The organism is Bradyrhizobium sp. MI1.3 (assembly GCF_055811695.1).
This window is the reverse complement of record NZ_JBVVPQ010000058.1, coordinates 26,078-49,347: the sequence shown is the minus strand read 5'-3', so window position 1 is coordinate 49,347 and position 23,270 is coordinate 26,078. Positions and strand designations below refer to the sequence as shown.

Below are 23,270 nucleotides of genomic sequence, written 5' to 3'. Positions count from 1 at the left end.
CCGGTCGAGATGGAGCTAAAATCGGCTTGATCCATGTCCACTTTTTTGGGGGAAGATCAATTCTGGATTGCTTCGCTGCGCTCGCAATGACGGAGTATGATGCAGCATCACGACAAGCACATGCCGGCGCAATCGCCGAAATCATCTGTCCAGGAGGCCTCATGCTCACCGTCCATCATCTCGGCAAGTCGCAGTCCGAGCGAATCGTCTGGCTGTGCGAGGAGCTGGGGATTCCGTACGAGTTGAAGCGCTATGCGCGCGATCCCGTCACCATGCTGGCTCCGGCCGAGTACAAGGCACTGCATCCCGCTGGCACGGCGCCTGTGATCACCGACGGCGAGCTGGTGCTCGCGGAATCCGGCGCCGTCGTCGACTACATCGTTGCAAAATATGGCAATGGCCGACTCGTGCTCGGTCCCACTGATCCCGCCTTCGCGCAGTTTCTGTATTGGCTTCATTTCGCTAACGGCACCCTGCAACCCGGCATGGGGCGGATGATGATCCTGAGCCGGCTGGATCTCGCCAAGGACAATCCGACCCTGCTCGCGATGAAGGGGCGTCTCGATCGGGCCTACGATCTTCTCGACGCAAGGCTTCGCGAGGCCGAGTACCTTGCGGGCAGCGCCTTCACGACCGCCGACATCATGACAGTTTTCTCGCTCACCACGATGCGCTACTTCCAGCCCTATGACCTCCAGCGCTGTCCGAACGTGGTCGAATATCTCGGCCGCATCAGTGCGCGGGCGGGCTATCGGCGTGCGATGGAGAAGGGCGATCCGGGCATGGCGTTGCTCTTGAACTGAGCGGCCGCCCAATCGATCACGCGATCCTGTTCGTGGTGGCCGCCCGCTCCGTCGCCAGCTGATTCTGCAACCGATCGATGTTTTGCAGCAGGCGCTGGCTGGTCAATACCAGGAAGTAATAGCCGAACTGTGGATCCTGGAAGTAGATCTCGAGCAACCGGTCATAGGTAATCGTCAACACCTGCCCGTCTTCGATGCATTCGATCGTTCCGGTGCGCCGGTTGCCCGGCGTGAGGAAGCCGAGCTCGCCCATCAGCGCGCCCGGCATGATCTCGATATTGATCTCCTTGACCAGGAACTTGCCGGTGACTGTGAGGAGCATCTCCTTGGCTGGATCGCCGAGTTTGAACAGCGTGTCGCCGCGGCGATATTTGCGTTCGGTCATGAACGGCTTGAGCCATTCGATCGACATGTCGCCTTCGGCCGCATGGCGCGCCTTCTTGACGAGCTTGAGCATCTGCCGCAGGCGCAAGGCATTGATCGGTAGCAGCAGGAGATAGAGCAGGAAGGTCGAGACGTTGGCGGAGAGCGCGCCGAACACGGCGAAGAGCGCGCAGCCGACCATGTTGGCGACGCGCAGCGGCACCATCGTTCGCATCAGGAGGGTGGCGACGAAGAAGCCGGCGCCGACCGCGGCGAACATATTGGCCAGCGTGATGTTCTGGACGAAGATCTCCAGCATCCGATTGAAGATCGAGTCATAGGTCACGTTGTTCGGATCGAGGCCCATCTGGACCAGGATCTTCGCGATCCTGAGATTATCCGTTGCCGCCTCGAGAATGCGATCGAGGATCGACGAAATGTCTGCGCTGCCGGACGGCATGGTACTATCCCCGTGTAAGGCCTTCAGTCACGGTCGTATTCTCGACACCTATAGCCGAAATCGAACGACGACCGCTTGAATGAAGCTTTGGGCCGCCGTGCCGCAAGAAGCAAATTTTAGCCTGATCGGGCGTTTCGGCAATTGCCTGTTTGGCGGTGCGTATGGCCGTGGCGCGCCCGCGATTCGGGTACCACTGGGTCCGAGCCTCGGCGTGGTGGACCTCGGCGCCCGACAGGCCGGGACGGGACCAGGCGTGCGTGGGGGCGATCCCCGCCTTAGGGCTTGGCGGGCGGCACGACCTGCTGCTCGACCAGGCTGAGGTGCCCGGGCAGCGAACCAGCGCGCAGCAGCATGGCGACGCTGTTTGCTTCCTCCAGGGTGAAATTGCCGGAGATCTGGCCTGAGCCGCCGGTGATGGGCTCGCGGATCACGGGAGCGGAGATCACCTTACCGTCGAGCACGATGGCGAAGGGCTTTGCGATATTCTCTTCTGTGATGTGGGCAAAGCGCCGCGTGCCGCGGCCGTTGAAGCGGAACGAGGCGATCGGCTCTTTCGTGGCGCTCGCAAACCCCGGGCCCGCATAGCTGATGTCGTCGCCGTCGAGCACGTTGTCCTTGGCGACCAGATAAAGGGTCTTGTCCTTGAAGCCGGGCAGGACTTCCGTGCCTGTCGGCGGCGTGCCGGATTGCGCCTGCTCCGCCGGCATCGAGAGGTCGATCAGGCGGAAGCCGACCTTGACCCTTCGGGCGAAGACCGCGGTGACGCGCTCGGGCTCCATCACACCGGGCAGGAAGATTCGGATGCGGTCGGTGCCATCGGGCTGGACGCTGGCGAGCTGGACGCCGGCCTCCTTCAGGCGCTGCTCGATCATGGCGATGGCATCTTCGACGAGTTCGTGCAACCGCGCGGCGGATGCCGCATTGGTCGGCGCGAGCCTGACCAGTCCGTCGCCGGCGTCGGTCACGGCGAGTGCATGCGACGGCAATCCTTCCGCTGCCGACGCGAGCTTGCGTGCGAGTTGCTCGCGGCCCTTGACGTCGGCAATCTTCAACTCGACGCCGCCGTCGCGAATCGCGAGACTGGAGAAGGCGATCTTGCCCTCGCGCAGGGTCTTGTAGACGTCGTCGCGCAAATCCGTGACGACGCTCTCGCGCAGGCCATCGGTGTCCACCTTGTAGACGATGCGAGACCCGCCGAGCTTCTCCATCTTGTCGCCGATGAAGGCCGAGATCTTGGCTCGCATCTTGTCGAGCTGGCCGTCCTCGGCGAGTGCCGCGCGGGGCAGGGCGATCACCGAAGTCAATATCCCCGTTGTGACGGCGAACGCGATGAACAGCCGGGTGGCGCAATCCCGCGGGGGCGTAGTCATGATCACCTCGAGTCTTGCGGCAGGGCGCTGGCAAGGGCGCTGCAATGTGAGTCCGATGCCAGTTCTTGGTCCCCGGATCGGGCGCGCAGGTTCAAAGGCCTGTGCCAGAGCCCATTGTCGCGGACGTTAGATCATGGACGAACGCCAAATCATCCATCATTCTGCCCATGCTCGGCCGGCCAATCGGTCGAGGCCCCGCCAGCCCCAAAAGTCAAAAGACAGGGCGCGGGGACATGCATCTGAGGGAGGACGGAATTCCATGGCGGGCATCCACGCGCTCGATCGGCTCATCGGCAGCGACTATCCGGACCTGGCGACGGACGCCGAAGTTCGGGCCTTCGAGCAGGTCGCTTACGCCGATCGCGTCGCGGCCGAGAGCACTTACGACGCCATCAGGCTCGGGGCGGCCCGTAATCCCGACGGGCCGGCGATCCAGTTCCTGCAAAATGCCGATCCCGCCGACACGCCGGTCGTCGTCACGTACCGCGACTTCATCGCGCGCGTCACGCAGGCCGCCAACATGTTTCACGCGCTTGGCGTCGAGAAGAGCGACGTCGTCAGCTTCATGCTGCCGCTGGTGCCGGACGCCTTCGTAACGCTGTTCGGCGCGGAGGCCGCCGGTATCGCCAATCCCGTCAACCCCCTGCTGGAGCCGCACCAGATCGCGGAGATTCTGGAAGCGGCGAACACAAAAGTCCTGGTGGCGCTCGGGCCGATGCCGGGCACAGACATCTGGCAGAAAGTCGAGCAGATCAGGCCGCAACTCAAGCACCTCAAGGCGGTCGTGCAGGTGTTCGGCGGTGGCGATCCGGCGAACGGCATCTATGCCTTCAGCGACCTGATCAGGCAGCAGCCTTCGGACCGCCTGATCAGCGGGCGAAAGATTTTGGGCAGCCACATCGCCGCTTATTTCCACACCGGCGGCACCACCGGCACGCCAAAGCTGGTGCGGCACACGCATGTCAACCAAGTCTATCAGGCCTGGGCACTCAATCTGCTGCTGAAGTCGAAGCCGGGCGCCAACATGCTGTTTGGCATGCCGCTGTTTCACGTCGGGGGCTCGTTGACGCAGGTGCTGACGACGCTGTCGGCAGGCGGTTCGCTGGTCGTGCTGTCGCCGAGCGGCTGGCGCAATCCGAATGCGGTGAAGAACATCTGGGCGCTGGTCGAGCGCTTCAAGCCCGAAGCGCTGTCGAGCGTGCCGACGGTGCTCGCCGCAACGCTCGCGGTGCCGCCTGGGAATGCCGACATCTCCAGCCTGAAATATGCAGCCGGTGGCGGCTCGGCGATCCCGGTCGCGGTGGGGTCTGCAATCCAGGACAAGCTCAAGCTGCCGGTCGTCGAGGTCTACGGCATGACCGAGACCTCGAGCGTGCACACGCTGGCCTATCCGTCACGGCCGATCCGACTCGGTTCGGTCGGCCTTCCCATGCCTTACGCGCGGGTCCGCATCGTCCAGCTCGATGCCGACGGCAAGCTGATCCGCGACTGCGCGCCGGACGAGATCGGTGTCGTCATCATGGCCGGGCCCGGCGTGTTCGGCGGCTATCTCAACGACGAGCACAACAAGGGTGCCTTCGTTGACGAGGTCTGGGTCAATTCCGGCGATCTCGGCCGGCTCGATGCCGACGGCTATCTCTGGATCACCGGCCGCGCCAAGGATCTCGTGATCCGCGGCGGCCATAACATCGATCCGGCGCCGATCGAGGAGATCATGTTCCGGCACCCCGCGGTCGGCTTCGCCGCGGTGGTCGGCCAGCCCGACGCCTATGCCGGCGAGCTGCCGGTGGGGTACGTGCAGCTGAAGCCGGGCGCGACCGTCGAACCCGGCGAGCTGGAGACATGGGTGCGCGAGCGTACTCCGGAGCGCGCGGCTGTCCCGGTGCAGGTCATCCCGATCGATCCGATGCCGGTGACCGGCGTCGGCAAAGTGTTCAAGCCGCAGCTGCGCTGGGACGCAGCCCAGCGCGTGTTCACGAAGGTGCTGACGCCGCTCACTGAGCGTGGCATCGACTGCAAGGTCCGGGTCGGCGCTCACGGCAGCCACGGCTCGATCGCCACCGTAACGCTGGCGGGCCTGCCGGCGGATCAGCGCGAGGCGGTTGCAAGCGAGGTGCACGCACTGCTTGCGCCGTTCGTGATGCGCCACGAGGTGGTGCAAATGTAACGGACTCAACAGAGGCTTTGGCGTCAGCTCGAAGGCAGGGCGACGCTTCGCCGCATTATCCATACCCCTGAGAGAGCCTCTTATGTGACAAATATCACATAGGAAGAATTGGTAATTGAGCGATGGTCCGAATAGTCTCGTGGAATTGCATCCGGGGGGACGCAAGTGATTCCGTTTCGGATATTTGCTTTGTTGATTTTGGCCATTGGCCTCGCCTGCGGACCGGCCCATGCGGACCGGCGGGTTGCGCTTGTCATCGGCAATTCCGCCTACAAGAGCGCGCCCAAGCTCGGCAACCCCGTCAACGATGCCACTCTGGTCGGCGGCATGTTCAAGAAGGCGGGATTTGATTCCGTCGACGTCAGGCTGGATCTCAGTGCGAGCGAGATGCGGCGCATGTTGCGTGAGTTCGCCGGCAGGACCCGCGATGCCGACATGGCGGTGATCTACTACGCCGGCCACGGCATCGAGCTGGAAGGCACCAACTATCTCATTCCGATCGACGCGACGCTGGAGACGGATGGCGACGTGCTCGACGAGACCATCCCGGTCGAGCGCGCGCTGTTCGCGGTCGAGCCGGCCAAGCAGCTTCGTCTGATCATCCTCGACGCCTGCCGCGACAATCCGTTTTCCAAGAGCATGAAGCGGACGCTGGCCTCGCGCGCGGTCGGGCGCGGGCTCGCCAAGGTCGAGCCGACCAGCCCCAATACCATGATCGCCTTCGCGGCCAAGGCGGGCTCGACCGCGTCCGACGGCGATTCGAGGAACAGCCCGTTCGCCACCGCGCTGGTCGAGCACTTGCCCAAGCCGGGCCTAGATTTGCGCAAGGCGTTCGGATTCGTGCGCGACGACGTGCTGAGGAGCACCGGGAACAAGCAGGAGCCCTTCGTGTATGGCTCGCTGGGCGGCGATGACGTGCCGTTGGTTTCTGCCAAGCCGGCTGCAACCGGTCCGCAGGCAAATCCGCAGGATTCTATTCGCAGGGATTACGAGCTCGCGCTGCAGCTTGCCACGCGGGACGGTTGGGAAGCCTTCCTGGCGCAATATCCCGAGGGGTTCTATGCGAATCTCGCCAAGGGCCAATTGAACAAGATCGGCGCCGAGGAAACGCGCGCGTCGGCCGAGCAAAAAGCCAATGCGGCCGAGCAGCAGAAGGCAAGGCTCATTGCCGAACGCGCCCAGAAGGCCGAGCAGGACAAGGCGGCTGCGGCGGCCAAGGCTGCCGAAGAGGCCCGCATCGCGGCGGAGAAGCAGAAGCAGATCGAGCAGGCAAGGGCGGACGCGGCCGAGCACCAGCGCAAGCTGGCTGAGGCTGCCGCGGCAAAAGCACAAGCCGAGAAGCAGGCAGCGGAGAAGGCCAAGGCCGAGCTTGCCGCCAAGCAGGCCGCCGAGAGGGCGGAGCAGGCCGCAAAGCCTGTGGCCGATCGGCAGATGCCTGAGGTCGAGCAAAAAGTTGCAGCGCTTTCACCGGGGCCGGCATCCACATTGTCGGCGGCTGATCTGACAAAGTCCGTGCAGAGCGAATTGCGCCGCGTCGGCTGCTTTGCCTCGGCTGCGGACGGCGACTGGAATTCAGCCTCGCAGCGCTCGCTGATACTGTTCAACAAATATGCCGGCACCCAGTTCGACGCGAAGCTCGCCAGTGTCGACGCACTCGATGCGCTGAAGGCGAAGCCAGGACGGGTCTGTCCGCTCATTTGCAATTTCGGCTCCAAGGCCGACGGCGATCAATGCGTGAAAATTACGTGCCGCGCCGGCTATCGCGTCGGCGATGACAACGAATGCGAGAAGGTGCCGGAGAAGAAGCCGGCGCCTACCGCCCGCGACGAGCCGAGAAGGCGCGACCAAGACCGAAAGGACGCAGAATCTGCGGCACCGAAATCGCAAGCGTCCGGGCAGATGATCTGCAACAACGCGGGATGCAGGCCGATTGCCAAGGGATGCCGGCTCGGGTTGGTTCCCCATCCCAGCAACGCCAGCGTCAAGATCACCGGCGAGGTGTGTAACTGATGGCGATGCCTGCCTTCCGAAATTGCGCCCTCGGCCTCAGGGCTCTTGTTTTTCTTGTTCTTGCGAGCTGTAGCCCCGCTCTCGCGGACAAGCGCGTCGCGCTTGTGATCGGCAATTCCGCCTACAAGAACGCACCGCGGCTCGCGAACCCTGTGAACGACGCCGGCCTCGTCGGCGGCATGTTCAGGAATGCGGGCTTCGATACGGTCGAGGTCCGGCTGGACCTCAATGCCAGCGAAATGCGGCGATCGCTACGCGAGTTCGCAGCCAGGACGCGCGATGCCGACATGGCGGTGATCTACTATGCGGGCCACGGCATCGAGCTGGACGGCAGCAACTATCTCGTTCCGACCGATGCCATGCTGGAAACCGACGGCGACGTCCTCGACGAGACCGTCGCGTTGGATCGCGCGCTGTATGCGGTCGAACCGGCCAAACAACTCCGTCTCGTCATCCTCGATGCGTGCCGCGACAACCCTTTCGCCAAGACGATGAAGCGCACCCTGGCCTCGCGCGCGATTGGTGGCGGACTTGCCAAGGTCGAGCCGACCAGTCCGAATACGATGATCGCCTTTGCGGCCAAGGCGGGATCGACGGCGTCGGATGGCGACTCCCGCAACAGCCCGTTCGCGGTGGCGCTGACCGATCATCTGCCGAAGCCCGGGCTCGACCTGCGCAAGGCATTCGGGTTTGTCCGTGACGACGTCTTGAAGAAGACCGGCAACAAGCAGGAGCCGTATGTCTATGGCTCCCTGGGCGGCAGCGACGTGCCGCTGGTGCCGCTGAGGCCAGTCGCAGCAGGTCCGCAGGCAAACCCGCAGGACAGTGTGCGCAAAGACTACGAGCTTGCGCTTCAGGCCGGCCTGCGTGAGGCCTGGGAAGCATTCCTCCAGACCTATCCGGACGGCTTTTACGCCAACCTCGCTCGTGTGCAGTTGAAGAAGATTGCCGCTGAGGAGGATCGCACGGTGGCGACCGAGAAGGCGCGTCTGGCCGAACAGGAGAAAGCGAGGCTCGCGACCGAACGAGCCCAGAAGGCCGAGCAGGAGAAAGCTGCCGCCGCTGCGAAAGCCGCGGAAGAGGCCAGGATCGCGGCCGAGAAGGCCAAGCAGGTCGAGCAGGCCAAGGCGGAGGCGGCCGAACGAGATCGCAAGTTGGCGGAAGCCGCCGCGGCCAAGTCGCTCGCGGAGAAGCGGGCGATGGAGAAGGCGGCAGCTGAAGCGGCCGCGAAGCAGGCGGCGGACAAGCAGGCGGCGGACAAGCAGGTGACTGACGCCGAAAGCAGGAAGGTCGCCGCGCTGTCGCCGCCGCCAAGCTCGCCGCCGCCCGGCGATCTCGCGAAATCCGTCCAGAGTGAACTGCGCCGTGTCGGCTGTCTGTCGGCCGCCGCTGACGGCGATTGGAACGCCGCATCGCAACGCTCGCTGACGCTGTTCAACAAATATGCCGGCACCCAGTTCGACGCGAAGCTTGCAAGCGTCGATGCGCTCGATGCGCTGAAGGCGAAGCCGGGACGAGTCTGTCCGCTCGTATGCAATTTCGGCTTCAAGGCCGACGGCGATCAATGCGCGAAGATCACCTGCCGCGCCGGCTATCATGTCGGCGACGACAACGAGTGCGAGAAGGCGCCGGAGAGAAAGCCGCCGCCTACCGCCCGCGACGAGCCCAGAAGGCGCGACCAGGACCGGAAAGACGCCGAGTCCGCAGCGCCGAAGTCCCAAGCGTCTGGACAGATGATCTGCAACAACGCGGGATGCCGGCCGGTCGCAAAGGGCTGCCGTCTCGGAACGACGAAGCTCAATATAGGATCGAGCGTCACCACCGAGGTTTGCAATTGAGTGTGTATCGGCTCGTCGCTGTAATGGTCTTTGCGACCTGGCTCGCTTGCGGGCCGGCCTGTGCCGACAAGCGCGTCGCGCTCGTGATCGGCAATTCCGCCTACAAGAGCGCGCCCAAGCTCGGCAATCCCGTGAACGACGCGATCCTGATGGGCGGCATGTTCAGGAAAGCCGGCTTCGACACCGTCGACGTCAGGCAGGATCTGAACGCGCCCGAAATGCGCAAGGCGCTGCGCGAGTTCGGCGCGCGGACGCGAGACGCCGATGTCGCGATCGTCTACTACGCAGGTCATGGTATCGAGGTGGACGGCACCAACTATTTGATCCCGATCGATGCCGCGCTCGAGACCGACACCGACGTCTACGATGAGGCGTTGCCGATCGACCGCGTGCTGGTGAGCATCGAGCCGGCCAAACAGCTGCGGCTGGTCATTCTCGATGCCTGCCGCGATAATCCCTTTTCCAAGACGATGAAGCGCACGGTGGCTTCGCGCGCAATCGGCCGCGGGCTTGCCAAGGTCGAGCCGGCCAGTCCCAACACCATGATCGCGTTTGCGGCGAAGGCGGGCTCGACGGCGTCTGATGGCGATTCCAGAAACAGCCCGTTCGCGACGGCGCTGGTGGAGCACCTCCCAAAGCCCGGCCTGGACCTGCGCAAGGCGTTCGGCTTCGTGCGCGATGACGTGTTGAGGAGCACCGGGAACAAGCAGGAGCCCTTCGTGTATGGCTCGCTGGGCGGCGATGACGCGCCGCTGGTTCCTGCCAAGCCGATCGCAACTGGTCCGCAGGCAAATCCCCAGTCTGAACTCCGGCGGGACTATGAACTTGCGCTCCAACTCGGCACGCGGGACGGTTGGGAAGCGTTTCTGGCGCAATATCCCGAGGGGTTCTATGCAAATCTCGCCAAGGGCCAATTGAACAAGATCGGCGCCGAGGAGACGCGCGCGTCGGCTGAGCAAAAAGCCAATGCAGCCGAGCAGCAGAAGGCAAGGCTCATTGCCGAACGCGCCCAGAAAGCCGAGCAGGACAAGGCGGCCGCGGCGGCCAAAGCCGCCGAAGAGGCCCGGATCGCGGCGGAGAAGCAGAAGCAGATCGAGCAGGCAAGAGCGGATGCGGCGGAGCAGCAGCGCAAGCTGGCCGAGGCGGCTGCAGCGAAAGCACAGGCCGAGAAGCAGGCGGCGGAGAAGGCCAAGGCCGAGCTTGCCGCCAGGCAGGCTGCGGAAAAGGCGGCCCAAGCCGCAAAGCAGCCGGACGATCGGCAGATTCCTGAAGGCGATACTCAGAAGGTCGCCGCCCTTTCGCCGCCGCCCACATCCACCTTGTCGGCGGCTGATCTGGCAAAATCCGTGCAGAGCGAACTGCGTCGGGTCGGCTGCCTGTCGGCCACCGCTGACGGCGACTGGAGCGCCGCATCGCAGCGCTCGCTGTCACTGTTCAACAAATATGCCGGCACCAAGTTCGACGCGAAGCTTGCGAGCGTCGATGCCCTGGATGCACTGAAGGCGAAGCCGGGACGCGTCTGCCCGCTGGTGTGCAATTTCGGCTTCAAGGCCGATGGCGATCAATGCGTGAAGATCACCTGTCGTGCCGGTTATCGCGTCGGCGACGACAACGAGTGCGAGAAGGTGCCGGAGAAGAAGCCGGTGGCGACACGGGAGGATTCCCGGAAGCAGGATGCCGAGCGCAAGCAGACCGAGGCTGCGCCATCAAAACCGCAGGCGTCGGGGCAGATCATCTGCAACTCTGCCGGTTGCCGGCCGGTGCGGCCGGGATGCAAACTTGCGAGCGGGGTTACTTTTGGAAGGGGCAACGGCTCCCCAAATGGCGGCGGCGGCAACTACGAGACGTGCAATTGATTCTTGCCAAGTTAATCGTAGGGTGGGCAAAGGCGCGAAGCGCCGTGCCCACCATTCGCAGCGGAGAAGTTTGTGGTGGGCACGTTTTCGCTTTGCCCACCCTACGAGACCTGCCCTAACCCGCCGGCATCCGCGTCTCCACCAGACGCGCCCAATACGACGCGCCGTGGCCGAGGATGTTGTCGTTGAAGACATAGGACGGGTGGTGGCACTCGTTGCCGTCGCCCATGCCGACCAGAATCATCGCGCCGGGGCGCGCTTCCAGCATGAAGGAAAAGTCTTCGGCGCCCATCATCGGAACGAACTTGTCGTTGACGCGCTCGGCACCGACGATGTCGCGGGCGACGTCGGCGGCAAGGCCGGCCTCGCGCGCATGGTTCATCGTCACCGGATACATGCGCGTGTACTTCGTCTCGGCCGAGCCGCCATAGGCGCGGGCGACGCTGTCGGCGACTTCGCCGATGCGGCGCTCGACCAGATCGCGCACCTCAGGGTCGAGCGTGCGCACGGTGCCGCCGAGCTCGGCGATCTCCGGAATAATGTTGAAGGCCGTGCCGGAGTGAAATTGCGTGATCGAGATGACGGCGGATTTCAGCGGATCGACATTGCGCGCGACGATCGATTGCAGCGCGTTGACGATCTGCGCGCCGATCAGCACGCTGTCGATCGACTTGTGCGGACCCGCGCCGGCGTGGCCGCCCTTGCCGTGGACCGTGATCTGGATGTTGTCGGAGGAGGCGAGCATCGCGCCCGGCGTGGTCGCGAAATTTCCTTCGGGCAGGCCCGGCATGTTGTGCATGCCGTAGACCTCCTGGATGTTCCAGCGCGTCATCAGCCCATCCTCGACCATGGCCTTGCCGCCGCCACCGCCTTCTTCCGCGGGCTGGAAGATCACGACGGCCGTGCCGTCGAAGTTGCGCGTCTCGGCGAGATATTTGGCGGCGCCGAGCAGCATCGCGGTGTGGCCGTCATGGCCGCAGGCGTGCATCTTGCCGGGGACCTTCGATGCATAAGGCACGCCCGACGTCTCCATGATCGGCAGCGCGTCCATGTCGGCGCGCAGGCCAATAGTCTTGCCCGAGGCGGACTTGCGGCCGCGGATCACGCCGACGACGCCGGTGCGGCCGATGCCCGTCACCACCTCGTCGCAGCCGAACTCGCGCAAGCGGTCGGCGACGATGCCGGCGGTGCGGTGGACGTCGTATTGCAGCTCCGGGTTCTCGTGGAAGTCATGCCGCCAGGCGGCCATTTCGTCGGAGAGGGCGGCAACGCGGTTGACGATGGGCATGAGGGCTCCGTCTCTGTTGTTGTTGCCGGATGAGCGAAGAGACATCCGGTATCTTTGTGAGAGAAGTCCCGGGTATCGCTGCGCTCACCCCGGCTACGAATGACGCTCAGCTCTCGCCGAACACGCGCTTGAAGATCGTGTCGACGTGCTTGAAGTGATAGGCAAGGTCGAACTGCTCGTCGATTTCGGCGTCGGTGAGATACTTCTTCACTTCAGCGTCCTTCTTCAGAAGCTGGAGGAAGTCACCTTCGCCGCGCCAGACCGGCATGGCGTTGCGCTGCACGAGCTTGTAGGCGTCCTCGCGGCTTGCGCCCTTCTGCGTCAGCGCCAGCAGAACACGCTGGGAATGCACCAGGCCGCCGAGGCGGTCGAGGTTCTTCTGCATGTTGGCGGGGTACACCAGCAACTTGTCGATCAGGCCGGCGAGGCGCACCAGCGCGAAGTCGAGCGTCACGGTCGCGTCGGGCCCCATCATGCGCTCGGCGGAGGAGTGCGAGATGTCGCGCTCATGCCAGAGTACGACGTTCTCCAGCGCCGGCGTCACATAGGCGCGCACCATGCGCGACAGGCCGGTCAGGTTTTCCGAGAGCACCGGGTTGCGCTTGTGTGGCATCGCGGACGAACCCTTCTGCCCTTCGGAGAAGAACTCCTCAGCTTCCAGCACTTCGGTGCGCTGCATGTGGCGGATCTCCACCGCGAAACGCTCGACCGAGGAAGCGATCACGCCGAGCGTCGAGAAATACATCGCGTGGCGGTCGCGGGGGATGACCTGTGTCGAGATGGGTTCGGGAACGAGACCCATGGCTTTGGCAACATGCTGTTCGACGCGCGGATCGATCTGGGCAAAAGTGCCGACCGCACCGGAGATGGCGCAGGTCGCTACTTCCTTCCGCGCCGCGATCAGGCGCTCCCTGGCGCGCGAGAATTCCGCATAGGCATAGGCGAGCTTGAGGCCGAAGGTCACGGGTTCGGCGTGGATGCCGTGGCTGCGGCCGATGGTTGGCGTCATCTTGTGCTCGAGGGCGCGCTTCTTCAGCGCCGCCAGCACCTTGTCGAGGTCGGCGAGCAGCAGGTCGGCGGCGCGGGTGAGCTGGACGTTGAGGCAGGTGTCGAGCACGTCGGAAGAGGTCATGCCCTGATGCACGAAGCGCGCTTCGGGGCCGACGATCTCGGCGAGGTGGGTGAGGAAGGCGATGACGTCGTGCTTGGTCTCGCGCTCGATCTCGTCGATGCGGGCGACGTCGAAAGTGGCGTCCTTGGCCTTGGCCCAGACCGTCTTGGCGGCCTCCTTGGGAATCGTGCCGAGCTCGGCAAGGGCGTCCGCCGCATGCGCCTCGATCTCGAACCAGATCTTGAACCGGGTCTGCGGCTCCCAGATCGAGGCCATTTCCGGGCGGGTATAGCGGGGGATCATTGGACTGCTCCAGGAAGGTGGGCGGGCGACCCAAAGGGCGACACCGGCCAGAATGTTTTTTACGCCGTGATCTAGCAGAGCGGGGAGGGCGAAACAAACGGCGCCGGCAAGGTAGCGGGGGATGATTGGGCTGGGCGAGGTTCATCGCCCCGGACGTGGCGGGCGACGGGCCAGCCCGGCGCCCCGGAGCTGCAGAAATTAACTGTCAATCACGAACCATTGACTGACAGATATTGAAATCTGTCAGCGAGACGTGTATATCCGTTCGCGGACGCTCCAATTGGGCGTCTGGCGGCATCCCGGGAGCCCGACGTCCCAAGCAAATGGGGGATTGAGGGCCGCAATTGAACAACGGGGACCGCCAATTGATTGGAGACTTACGACAATGACGACCGAAATCATCAATTTGACCGGGACGATTGGGCACTGGCTCAATTTACTGGTGGCGCGCCAAATCGCGGCGCAGGCTGCAAAACTGCCTCATTAGGGCGAGAGCTTTCCGAAACGACCGGCACGGGCGCTTCGGAAGCAGCTCCGTCGCCGGGTAACTGAGCCCTCAACGGGAACATGGTGCTGGCATGAACGAAGCCGTTATCTTGACGCCGGAGCGGATCCTCGAAGTCACCGAGGACGTGCTGCGGCGTTACGGACTCGCCAAGGCCACCGTGGTCGACGTCGCCCGCGCGCTTGATGTGAGCCACGGCAGCGTCTACCGCCATTTCCCGAGCAAGGCCTCGCTGCGCGAGGCTGTCGCCAAACGCTGGCTGGACCGCATCGACGCCCCCTTACGCCAACTCGCCGAAGAGCAGGGCCCGGCGCTGGCGCGGCTCGACCGCTGGCTGCGCACCCTGTTCGCCGCCAAGCGTTCGCGCGTGCTCGACGACCCCGAGATGTTCGAGACCTATCTGACTCTGGCGCGCGAGGCCTGTGCAGCCGTCAAGTGTCACAAGGACACCATGATCGACCAGATCGCGGCGATCCTGACCGACGGCGTGAAGCAGGGCGTGTTCGAGGTGGGCGACGTCAAGGCCACCGCACGCGCCATCTTCGATGCGACCGTCCGCTTCCACCATCCGGCCCACGCCGACGAGTGGAAGGACGCCGATCTTTCGGCGCGTGTCGATGCGACGCTGGCGCTGGTATTGCGCGGGCTGAAGGCGGCGTGAGGTTGCGGAGCCAACGCGTATCGCAGCTTGGCGCTTGATCCGCTCCTGCTCATGCCTTTGGCAGGATGACGGGCTTGGCCTCGACGATTCTCTCGTGACCACCATCCCATCATCCTGCTTGGCTGTGAGCCCGTCAGATGACGAAGTCCGTTGGATGCAGGGCCGCCGTGTGCACGCCGTCCAACGTGATCGTATCGTTGGCGGTGAGGTGGATCACGGCATCGCCGGCGCTATTGTCGCCGATGAGGCTGGAGACGGCTGCCCAGTCTGCGAAGCCGTAGTCATGCAGGTTGATCAGGTCATGTTCGGTGGTGGTGCTGCCGACAGCCTGGTTACCTTGATTGAAGTCGTTGATGATGTCCTGGCCGGAGCCCGTGTTGAAGACGAACGTGTCGTTGTTGGGCCCGCCCCACAGGAGATCATTGCCGGCGCCACCGTTGAGGGTATCCGTGCCTCCGGTGATCGAGCCGGGTGAGGAAGGAGCGTAGCTCATCGCATCGCCCGCCAGGCGATCGGGGCTCGATCCGCCGGTGAGGATGTCGTTCCCGCCGTGAGCATTGCCCGACATCGTGGGAGCGTCACCGTACAACGTCGTGCTGAAAGCAGCTCGCTCGCCATCGACGAAGGCGGTGAGGATATCGTTCCCGCCCTGGGCATTGTCGGACATGGACGTTCCCGAATCCCCCGACAGGCTTCCTCCTCCGAGCTGGGCATCGCTGCTCGCCGCAAAGGTCAGGATGTCGTTCCCGCCGACCGCGTTGTCGGTCATGGCGCCAGTGGCATCGCCGCTGAGTGCGTCGCCGCCGCCATTTATCCCATAATCCGTCGCGCCCAGCGTATCATTTCCGCCGTGCGCATTGCCGCTCATGGCACCACCAGCGTCCCCGCTGAGCGACCCGAACGATCTCCAACCGGTCGACGCCGTCAGTGTGTCATTTCCGCCTCCCGCGTTGCCCGACATGTCGCCTTGGACATCGCCATAGAGATAAACATTGGTGTAGAGCGAGTTGTGGGCATCGACATTGAGGGTGTCGTTACCGCCCTGGCTGTTGTCCGCCATGGATTGGGCATCGCCAACGGCAACGGCACTATCCCAGCCGCCATCCACGCTCACCAGGAGACTGTCGTTTCCTCCGTGAGAATTGCCATGCATAGCCGCCAGGTCTTCCCCAACGAGCGTCACGTTCGAGTTGAGACTCGATATGGCTGCCGTCAGCGCATCGTTTCCGCCCCAGTCGTCGGTTGCCAACCCGGGATCTCCGAGCACGGTCATGGACTGCCCGAAGTCCGGCAGTGTGACTGCGATTGTGTCGTTTGGCAGTTGGTGCATGTCGCTTCACTCCGATTTCATTTCAGTCGCGGGGCCTGAAAGCAGCGGAGCTCTTTGCGAGACGCGCTGTGGCCGCGCTTGACGTCGAATCTGCTCGGAGTTGATGGCGGAGATTTGCTTTGGGTTGGATTTCATTGCGACCAAAGGAACTTCGGCGCGGGTGGCGGAACTCGACCGACGTTAGAAATTCGTCAGCCCGCAAGCCGCTGCGAGCCGCACCAGCTGCGCATCCGTACGCGCGCCGGTCTTAGCCTTGATCAGATAGTGATAGTTCTGCACCGTCTTGACGCTCACGCTGGTATTGCGCGGGCTGAAGGCGTAGGCCAACTTCCTTCACGCGTTCCGAAGCCGTCACACCTGACGTGACCTGTCGCGGTTCTATCTCAGACCTTATGGGCAACGCTGCCATTGCCGAGCGAGCGCGGATGATGAGTCTTTTTTCGCGCGCGTAGGGCGGCGTTGGCCGATGGCACGACCGACGGGCTTTCCGGATAGGTATTGACTTCGATTTCGACCACGTCCTTTGACCGCTTTCGAAGGCGGTAGAACGCAAGTTCCTGTTCGAGAATGGGGCAGTGGAATTGGATCGTCGCTGTGTCTGGCAGACGGCAGAGTTCATCGATGAGCTCGCCGACAGTGATGATCGGGGGATGATGGATGGCTTCGCGGATAGCCTTACTCATGGCGCAACTCCCTCACTCCGCTACTAACCACGGCGCGACGGCGTCAGTTCCAATTCTATCCGGCCACACGTGATCTAAAGGTGCGAGCCGCGCGCCAGCGCCCTAAAGCGCGGGTGCCAACCGCGAGCTGCGCAACCGCAATATGCCGAACGGGTCTTCGCGCCCCGCGAGTTTGCGATAGGTCGCAAGGTCGTCAAGCGTCGGACCTTCCCCGCGTCTGACATTCACGCCCGCAACCGTTGCAACCGGAATCGACGTGCCGAGGCCTGCGTAGAGATAGTTGTCGCCGAACGCCGTCTTGAGCGCGGCAAAAGTCGGCTCACCGGTGCAATGTCCCGGGGCTACGCTGTCGACCTTGAATCTGTCCTTCAGGGCGGTAACGACTTTCGCGATAGCTTCGTCAGGTGCGACGACCAGATGAAATCCTCCCGCGATGAGATGAATCCTGGGATTGATACCCGTCGCCGCTTCGACGATGCGCTCGATCCCGGGGTGCGAGCAACCGACCAGAAGGACCAAGCCGTCGGCCGTGTTGACGGCCAAGGACAGCTCCTTGAGTTCTCTCGTCCCCGGTGCGTCGGAAATCAGCGAGATAAGTGTGATACCGGGAGCGATCTCGGTGGTCTGATCGATCAGTTCGAAGTTCGCGTGGGCCCATGCCGTGCCGAACTTCATCGTCGCTGGAGGTTTGCCGGCATAGTACCGCATCTCTGGCGGCAAGGCCTCGTCTTTGCGGTAGAAGCTGGACGGCAAGGACGAGCCGTAGATGCCAAATCCCTCCTTTGGCGCGTAGATCTTGACGGTTGGATTGATGCTCAGGAGGTAGGACAAGCCCGCCATGTGATCGGAGTGGCGGTGCGAAAGAACGACAAAGTCGAGGTCCGAGAGATCAACTCCCTTGGCCGTCACGTTCGCCGCGAATATTTCGGGATCGTTACCCGTATCGAACAGGATGCGTTTTCCCGCGATTTCGACAAGGGCGGAGAAACCCCAGTCCTTTGTCATCGCGTCATTGGTGCCGAAGGCGTCATAGAGAATGGTGATCTGGTCTTTCGCCTCAGCTGCCGCGCTTTCCGTAAGCCCGGTCGCGAAAACGCTGGAGGCGATCAGTGCTGCAAGAAGGCTGTCCCTGATGTTCATGGAAGCGTCTCCTGTTGTCGTGCAAGACATACAACGGGAACGAGGGCGGCTTCGAGAGCCGTCCAAATTGGCTCCAGTCGAAAGATCGGAGCCGGACACACATCCACTGGCCGCTTGATGCTGGATGCCGTGCCTGTGGTGGAGCGTAGCACAATCTAAGAGAGACTTGGAGACCTTCGTTGGGGGTGGCCAGTCGGGGACCAGATATTCTGGTCGCAGCGAACGGCACGCCGTCACCCTCTAGATCTTCGTCAGTCCGCAATTCGCCGCCAATCGTACGAGCTGCGCATCCGTGCGCGCGCCGGTCTTGGTCTTGATCAGATAGTGATAGTTCTGCACCGTCTTGACGCTGAGATTGAGATTCGTTGCGATCTGTTCGGTCGTGGCGCCGCCGGCGAATTGGCGCAGAATCTCGATCTCGCGTTCTCCCAGTTGATCCAGCGCAGAGCCCGCCGACAGGCTGTCCTCGGCCAGGATGTGCGCGATGTCGTCGCTCATGGCGCGTTCGCCGCGCGCCACGCTGCGGATCGCGGACACGACCGCGGACGGCTCGCTACTTTTGGTGACGAAGCCGCTGGCGCCGGCACTGAAGGCTGCCTTCACCAGCACGGCCTCGTTGTGCATGGTGAAAACGAGGATCCGCGCCCGCGGGCTCCGCGCGCGGATGTTGCGGATGGCTTCCAGCCCGCTCGCGCCGGGCATGGAGATATCCAGCAAGACCACATCGGGATCGCGCGCCTTGAAGGCGCTGTAGGCATCCGCGGCGTTGTCGGCTTCCGCCACGACATGCAGATCGCCCTGGCTCTCCAGCACGCGCCGATAGCCCTGCCGCACGATCGGATGGTCGTCGACCAACAGCACGGAGATGCCTGTTGCCATAATCTCGTTCATCCCGGCCTCACGCGGCGAGCGGGATGGTGGCGGCGATGCTGAGTCCGCCTCGGGCGGGCAGGATCGAGAATGATCCGCCGGCTCCTGCGACGCGCTCGCGGATGCCGATGAGGCCGAAGCCCACCGACTGCGCAACGCGTGCCGCGTCGCCGCCGCCATCGTCATCGACACGGATCAGCAATGCATCGTCGTCGCCCGTGCGCCGCTCGACGTGCAGAGAAATCTCGCGTGCCGTGCCGTGGCGCAGCGCGTTGGTCAGGCATTCCTGCGCGACGCGATAGGCGGTGGTCGCGGCCGGGCCGCTGATGTCGGTGAGGTCGCCCCTGAGATCGAGCTGAATCGTCGGCCGCACCGAGCTCTGCGAGCGCCAGCTATCCACCAAATTCACGAGGCTCGCCTCCAGTCCAAGCTCGGCGGGCAGGGGATTGCGCAGGCGCTTCAGCGCGTCGCGCAGCGAGGCCATCAGATGATGCGTGGCCTGCGAGATCATCCGCGCGTCCTGCACGATGTCGTTGCGCTTGTCTGCCTTCGTGCTCGCCGTCTCGATGGTGTTGGCGAAGGCGAGGATGGCCGAGAGGTTTTGTCCGAACTCGTCGTGCAACTCGCGGGCGAGCGCGCGGCGTTCGTCGTCGCGGATCTCGATCAGGCGCCGCGTCAGCGCCGCGCGCTGTTCGGTCGCTTCCTCCAACCGGCCGCCGAGCTCGTCGACGGCGCTGCCGATCATCGCCAGCTCCATCGAGCGGAAGCGCGGCAGTTTCGTCCGATACTGACCGCGGGCCATGCGCTGCAAGGCGGTCACGATCGTGCGCGCCGGCGCCAGCGCATGCGCAATCGCGAGCGAAGCCAGGAGCGCGATCGCCGCCGCCATCAAAAGCGCCACGTCGATCACGTTGAGGATGTACTCCCAGGCGAGCGAGATGGCGGCCGCTTCATCCGGCGTCGCGACCACCGTTCCGGCGGTCGCCGCGCGGGGACTGACCGGCCGTATCACTTCGGCATGGCTGCCAAGGAAGGTCGGCACAATCGACGCGAACCAGCGCGGCGGCGCCTTGCCGAGCCCCTCACTCTGGCCGCAGAGCGGCTTTTCGAATGCGATGGCAGGTTGGAATTCGACGCAGACGCCAGGGGAGATCAGCTTCATCGTCTCCAGCGTGCGCCACTCCGGAACCGGCAGAAGCTGCTCGCGTGTTCTGCTGCTACGCAACAAGAATTCGTGCCAATACAGGGCCTGAAGCGCCTGGGCGACCCGCTGCGCCGAGGCCGCGGTCGCCCGGTCGACGCTGCGATAGGCGTCGAACGTGGCCCAGATGGTCGCCGCACCAAGGCAGAGCACGACGATGAGAAACAGACGGGCGACAAGCTGAAGCACAAGGCGCATGCGATCACCCCAAAGTTTGCTAAGGTCAGCCTAACAACGCCGCCGCGCCTTGCCAATTGCGGGGATCGGCAGGATGGCAGCTCGGGCAAATTTCCCAAGCCGGATTGGGCATGGCTCTTTGGACCGGGCGCGGCGGCTTTGATCTAATGGGCGGTATTCACGGCCAGGAGCGGTGCAGCATGAGTTCGATGACGATTGGGCCGATCGCGGGGCCTGCTGCCGACCCATCCGAGCGCAGTGCGCTCCTGTTCTGGATGATCTTCACCGGGCTTTCGATCTTCGCCGTCGTGCTGCTGTGGCGGTTCGGCCTGATCCGCCTGATGCTGACCTCGGACCGGACCTACATTTCCAGCTTGATCGCGCTGCTCTATGTCGTCACTTGCGGTCACTGCTTCCTGCGTACGCGGGCCATTGCCCGTGAGGGCGCGGCAGCCCGGCGCTGCCGCGCGGTGCTCGCGGCGCTCGAGGGCGGCAGGGCGCTCGAGGCCGGCGGCGCAGCCGCGCTGCCACGCGGGCTGGTGCGGGACCACATCGAGAGTCTCGTGACCAAGGCGGCGGCGCAGGACTACCGCCCCCTCGACCAGACGCTATTGCTGCGCACGCTCGCCGACCGGCTGCGCGGCTCCAACGGCTTCGGCGCCTTTGTCTCGGACACGCTGATGAAGCTCGGCCTGCTCGGCACCATCGTCGGCTTCATCATCATGCTGGCGCCGATCGCGGGGCTGGATGCCGCTGACAAGGTCGCGATGCGATCCTCGATGGGGTTGATGAGCGACGGCATGGCGGTCGCGATGTACACGACGCTGGCGGGTCTCGTCGGCTCGATTCTGGTCCGCATCCAGTATTACATGCTGGATGCCGCGACCCAGAAGGTGTTCTCGGATGCAGTGGTGCTGACCGAGACCTATGTGACGCCGGTGCTGGAGCGCAAGGGTTCTGGAATCAAGGGTGCTGGAATCGCGACATGATGGATGATTTCGGTCTCTATCCGCGCGAGGAGCCGTTCGATCCCTTGGGCGTGATGCTGTTCAAGGCGCTCCAGGTGATCGCTTTCCTGTTCTTCCTCGCGCTGCTCGCGGTCTCGCCGGACGCCAAGGACGGCAAGATCGATTCCAAGGCCGAGTTCATGATCACGCTGGACTGGCCGGACAGCCACCCCGACGATCTCGACCTGTTCGTGCAGGATCCCGCCGGCAACATCGCCTGGTATCGCCACCGCGAGGCCGGCTTCCTCACGCTCGATCGCGACGACCGGGGCGGAGCCAACGACTTCATCATGGTCAACGGCAAGAAGATTGCTTCGCCGATCCGCGAGGAGATCGTCACGGTGCGCGGCATCGTCGCCGGCGAATACACCGTCAATGTCTCACATTTCGTGGCCACCACCGGCGAGCCCGTGACGGCCAATGTGAAGGTGCAAAAACTCAATCCGACGGCGCAGGTGATCTTCGATAACAAGTTCACGGTCGATCACACCGGCGACGAGAAGACCGCGGTCCGGTTCCGGCTCGATGCCGAAGGCAAGGTCGTCAATGTGGACCAGCGGCCGAAATCGCTGCTGGAGACGTTCCGCAGCGGCTGGCGCAACGGCGCCGATCTCGACCCGAACACCGGCGTAAGCAGGAACGCTGTGAGGGTGCGCCGTGACTAGCCTGCAGACGGTCATCCTCACGCTATCGATAGCCTACGCCGTGATCGGCGCACTGCTGCTGGTCGTGCTCGTCTATGCGCGGCTGCACTGGTCGTTCAAGGCGGTCGCGGTGGTCGTGACCAGCGCCTTCTATGTCGTCAGCTTCACGGAAATGCGCGGGCTGCTCGGCTGGGCCAGCGCCGACCGGCTGCCGGTCTCCTTCAAGCTGCTGAAGGCCCGCATCGTCGAGCCGCATTCGCTCGAGGGCGATCCCGGCTCGATCTATCTCTGGGTCGAGCAGCTCGACGAGGACAATCGGCCGAGCGGCATCCCGCGCGCCTTTCGTGTGCCCTACAATGACAGGCTGGCCGACAAGACCCACGCGGCGGAGAACGAGATCGCGCTGGGACATCCGCAAGGCGGCCGGGCCGCCGATTTCGGCGGCGGCGATGGCAGCCTGATCGACATGGTCAGAGAGTATGTGACGCCCAAGACCATCATGGAGACGAGCGGAGGCGATTCCTCGACCGGCGAATTCCTGGCCCCACCGGCCGGCGCGCAGGGCGCTGTGTTCACCCCGATTCCGCCGCCCCGGATGCCGCCGAAGGACGAGCAATAGGCTCTTCACCATCGCAACAGGGCACCGCTGGCAAACCGCGCGCCGCTGGCGCATGTTCTTGACCTCCCTCAATTTGGCCTTATCGGCTCCCAATAAGGTTCGAGGGTTGGAGGGTGCGTGCTTCTCGCTGTCTTCTCGGATATCCACGGCAACCGGCAGGCGTTCGAGGCGTGCCTGAAGGTCGCGCGGGCGCGCGGCGCCGAGCGGTTCATCCTGCTTGGCGACTTTGTCGGCTATGGCGCCGATCCGGAATGGGTGGTGGATACCGCGATGGAGCTGGTCGCCCAGGGCGCCGTCGCCGTGCGCGGCAATCATGACCAGGCGGTGAATTCCTCGGCCGAGACCATGAATGCCGAGGCGCAAATCGCGATCGAATGGACCCGCGGCCGGCTCGACGCCGCGCAGCGGCGGTTCCTGGCGGAATTGCCGATGCTGGTGGAGGACGGCGATCGCCTGTTCGTGCATTCGGAAGCCTCGAGCCCCCGGAGCTGGCACTATGTCCGATCGACCGCGGACGCCGCCAAAAGCCTGATCGCGACGCCAGCTCATGTCACGTTCTGCGGCCACATCCACCGCCCGGCGATCTATTCGATGTCGGTGACGGCGAAGATGTCGGGACTCGTGCCCAAGACCGACGTCTCCGTACCGCTGCTGCGCGGGCGGCAATGGCTTGCTGTGCTCGGCTCGGTCGGCCAGCCGCGCGATAGCGATCCATCCGCGGCTTTCGCGCTGTTCGACACGGTCTCGTGCCAGATCACCTATTGCCGCGCGCCCTACGACGTCGAGACGGCCGCGAACCGGATCCGTGAGAACGGCCTGCCGCATTGGCTCGCCGACCGGCTGTCGCAGGGGCGCTAGAGGCCG

At 64.0% G+C, this 23,270-nt stretch carries 19 protein-coding genes and 1 pseudogene; 10 read left to right on the top strand and 10 right to left on the bottom strand.

Annotated elements, in window-relative coordinates:
• Positions 1-161 precede the first annotated feature (161 nt).
• A complete protein-coding gene (locus AC0L3A_RS30845) occupies positions 162-803 on the top strand; it encodes a glutathione S-transferase family protein (RefSeq protein ID WP_473255776.1) in 642 nt (213 codons plus the stop codon).
• Positions 804-819: 16 nt separating this feature from the next.
• On the opposite strand, the gene AC0L3A_RS30840 is transcribed toward AC0L3A_RS30845, so the two are convergent.
• Together AC0L3A_RS30840 and AC0L3A_RS30835 are read right to left on the bottom strand one after the other, a co-directional pair.
• Positions 820-1,626 (bottom strand): Crp/Fnr family transcriptional regulator, encoded by an 807-nt coding sequence (locus AC0L3A_RS30840; protein ID WP_219684973.1) that lies wholly within the window; start codon positions 1,624-1,626, stop codon positions 820-822.
• 275 nt (positions 1,627-1,901) lie between these two features.
• Positions 1,902-2,996 (bottom strand): SecDF P1 head subdomain-containing protein, encoded by a 1,095-nt coding sequence (locus AC0L3A_RS30835; RefSeq protein WP_354128084.1) that lies wholly within the window; start codon positions 2,994-2,996, stop codon positions 1,902-1,904.
• A gap of 259 nt (positions 2,997-3,255) precedes the next feature.
• On the opposite strand from AC0L3A_RS30835, the gene AC0L3A_RS30830 reads away from it, so the two are divergent.
• The 4 genes from AC0L3A_RS30830 to AC0L3A_RS30815 all read left to right on the top strand — a co-directional run bounded on the left by AC0L3A_RS30830 (position 3,256) and on the right by AC0L3A_RS30815 (position 10,867).
• The gene (locus AC0L3A_RS30830) at positions 3,256-5,163 is read left to right on the top strand and encodes an acyl-CoA synthetase (protein WP_473255775.1); all 1,908 of its coding nucleotides are present in this window, start codon (positions 3,256-3,258) and stop codon (positions 5,161-5,163) included.
• Positions 5,164-5,328: 165 nt separating this feature from the next.
• Positions 5,329-7,173: a caspase family protein gene (locus tag AC0L3A_RS30825; RefSeq protein ID WP_473255774.1), complete on the top strand. Its 1,845-nt coding sequence runs from the start codon at positions 5,329-5,331 to the stop codon at positions 7,171-7,173.
• 5 nt (positions 7,174-7,178) lie between these two features.
• A complete protein-coding gene (locus AC0L3A_RS30820) occupies positions 7,179-9,011 on the top strand; it encodes a caspase family protein (protein ID WP_473255782.1) in 1,833 nt (610 codons plus the stop codon).
• 23 nt (positions 9,012-9,034) lie between these two features.
• A complete protein-coding gene (locus AC0L3A_RS30815) occupies positions 9,035-10,867 on the top strand; it encodes a caspase family protein (protein WP_473255780.1) in 1,833 nt (610 codons plus the stop codon).
• Between the two features lie 115 nt (positions 10,868-10,982).
• Here AC0L3A_RS30815 and AC0L3A_RS30810 read toward each other — a convergent pair whose 3' ends face one another.
• Both AC0L3A_RS30810 and purB read right to left on the bottom strand, forming a co-directional pair.
• Positions 10,983-12,155 carry a M20 aminoacylase family protein gene (locus AC0L3A_RS30810; protein WP_473255773.1) on the bottom strand — a complete coding sequence of 391 codons (1,173 nt, stop codon included), beginning with the start codon at positions 12,153-12,155 and terminating at the stop codon, positions 10,983-10,985.
• A 106-nt stretch (positions 12,156-12,261) separates the two neighbouring features.
• Positions 12,262-13,569, bottom strand: a complete 1,308-nt coding sequence (gene purB, locus AC0L3A_RS30805) for an adenylosuccinate lyase (RefSeq protein WP_473255771.1) — start codon at positions 13,567-13,569, stop codon at positions 12,262-12,264.
• A gap of 578 nt (positions 13,570-14,147) precedes the next feature.
• Here purB and AC0L3A_RS30800 point away from each other — a divergent pair.
• Positions 14,148-14,735 (top strand): TetR/AcrR family transcriptional regulator, encoded by a 588-nt coding sequence (locus AC0L3A_RS30800; RefSeq protein WP_473255769.1) that lies wholly within the window; start codon positions 14,148-14,150, stop codon positions 14,733-14,735.
• Between the two features lie 133 nt (positions 14,736-14,868).
• Here the strand turns inward: AC0L3A_RS30800 and AC0L3A_RS30795 are convergent, their stop codons facing one another.
• From AC0L3A_RS30795 to AC0L3A_RS30770, 6 genes and pseudogenes are all read right to left on the bottom strand, one after another.
• Positions 14,869-16,065 carry a calcium-binding protein gene (locus AC0L3A_RS30795; RefSeq protein ID WP_473255768.1) on the bottom strand — a complete coding sequence of 399 codons (1,197 nt, stop codon included), beginning with the start codon at positions 16,063-16,065 and terminating at the stop codon, positions 14,869-14,871.
• Between the two features lie 180 nt (positions 16,066-16,245).
• Positions 16,246-16,362 (bottom strand): annotated as a pseudogene (locus tag AC0L3A_RS30790) (DNA-binding response regulator); the annotation flags it as partial.
• Between the two features lie 86 nt (positions 16,363-16,448).
• Positions 16,449-16,748, bottom strand: a complete 300-nt coding sequence (locus AC0L3A_RS30785) for a hypothetical protein (protein ID WP_007612080.1) — start codon at positions 16,746-16,748, stop codon at positions 16,449-16,451.
• Positions 16,749-16,850: 102 nt separating this feature from the next.
• On the bottom strand, positions 16,851-17,888 hold the full coding sequence (locus AC0L3A_RS30780) for an MBL fold metallo-hydrolase (protein WP_473255779.1): 1,038 nt from the start codon (positions 17,886-17,888) through the stop codon (positions 16,851-16,853).
• Positions 17,889-18,128: 240 nt separating this feature from the next.
• Positions 18,129-18,779, bottom strand: a complete 651-nt coding sequence (locus tag AC0L3A_RS30775; RefSeq protein WP_354202564.1) for a response regulator transcription factor — start codon at positions 18,777-18,779, stop codon at positions 18,129-18,131.
• A 7-nt stretch (positions 18,780-18,786) separates the two neighbouring features.
• Positions 18,787-20,157 carry a sensor histidine kinase gene (locus AC0L3A_RS30770; protein WP_473255766.1) on the bottom strand — a complete coding sequence of 457 codons (1,371 nt, stop codon included), beginning with the start codon at positions 20,155-20,157 and terminating at the stop codon, positions 18,787-18,789.
• Positions 20,158-20,336: 179 nt separating this feature from the next.
• Between AC0L3A_RS30770 and AC0L3A_RS30765 the strand changes: the two genes are divergently transcribed.
• The 4 genes from AC0L3A_RS30765 to AC0L3A_RS30750 all read left to right on the top strand — a co-directional run bounded on the left by AC0L3A_RS30765 (position 20,337) and on the right by AC0L3A_RS30750 (position 23,264).
• Positions 20,337-21,125 (top strand): MotA/TolQ/ExbB proton channel family protein, encoded by a 789-nt coding sequence (locus AC0L3A_RS30765; RefSeq protein WP_473255764.1) that lies wholly within the window; start codon positions 20,337-20,339, stop codon positions 21,123-21,125.
• On the top strand, positions 21,122-21,808 hold the full coding sequence (locus AC0L3A_RS30760; RefSeq protein WP_007602364.1) for a hypothetical protein: 687 nt from the start codon (positions 21,122-21,124) through the stop codon (positions 21,806-21,808). The genes AC0L3A_RS30765 and AC0L3A_RS30760 overlap by 4 nt, the downstream gene beginning before the upstream one ends.
• On the top strand, positions 21,801-22,406 hold the full coding sequence (locus AC0L3A_RS30755; RefSeq protein ID WP_473255763.1) for a hypothetical protein: 606 nt from the start codon (positions 21,801-21,803) through the stop codon (positions 22,404-22,406). Before AC0L3A_RS30760 ends, AC0L3A_RS30755 begins: the two co-directional genes overlap by 8 nt.
• A gap of 117 nt (positions 22,407-22,523) precedes the next feature.
• The gene (locus AC0L3A_RS30750) at positions 22,524-23,264 is read left to right on the top strand and encodes a metallophosphoesterase family protein (protein WP_473255761.1); all 741 of its coding nucleotides are present in this window, start codon (positions 22,524-22,526) and stop codon (positions 23,262-23,264) included.
• Positions 23,265-23,270: the final 6 nt, after the last annotated feature.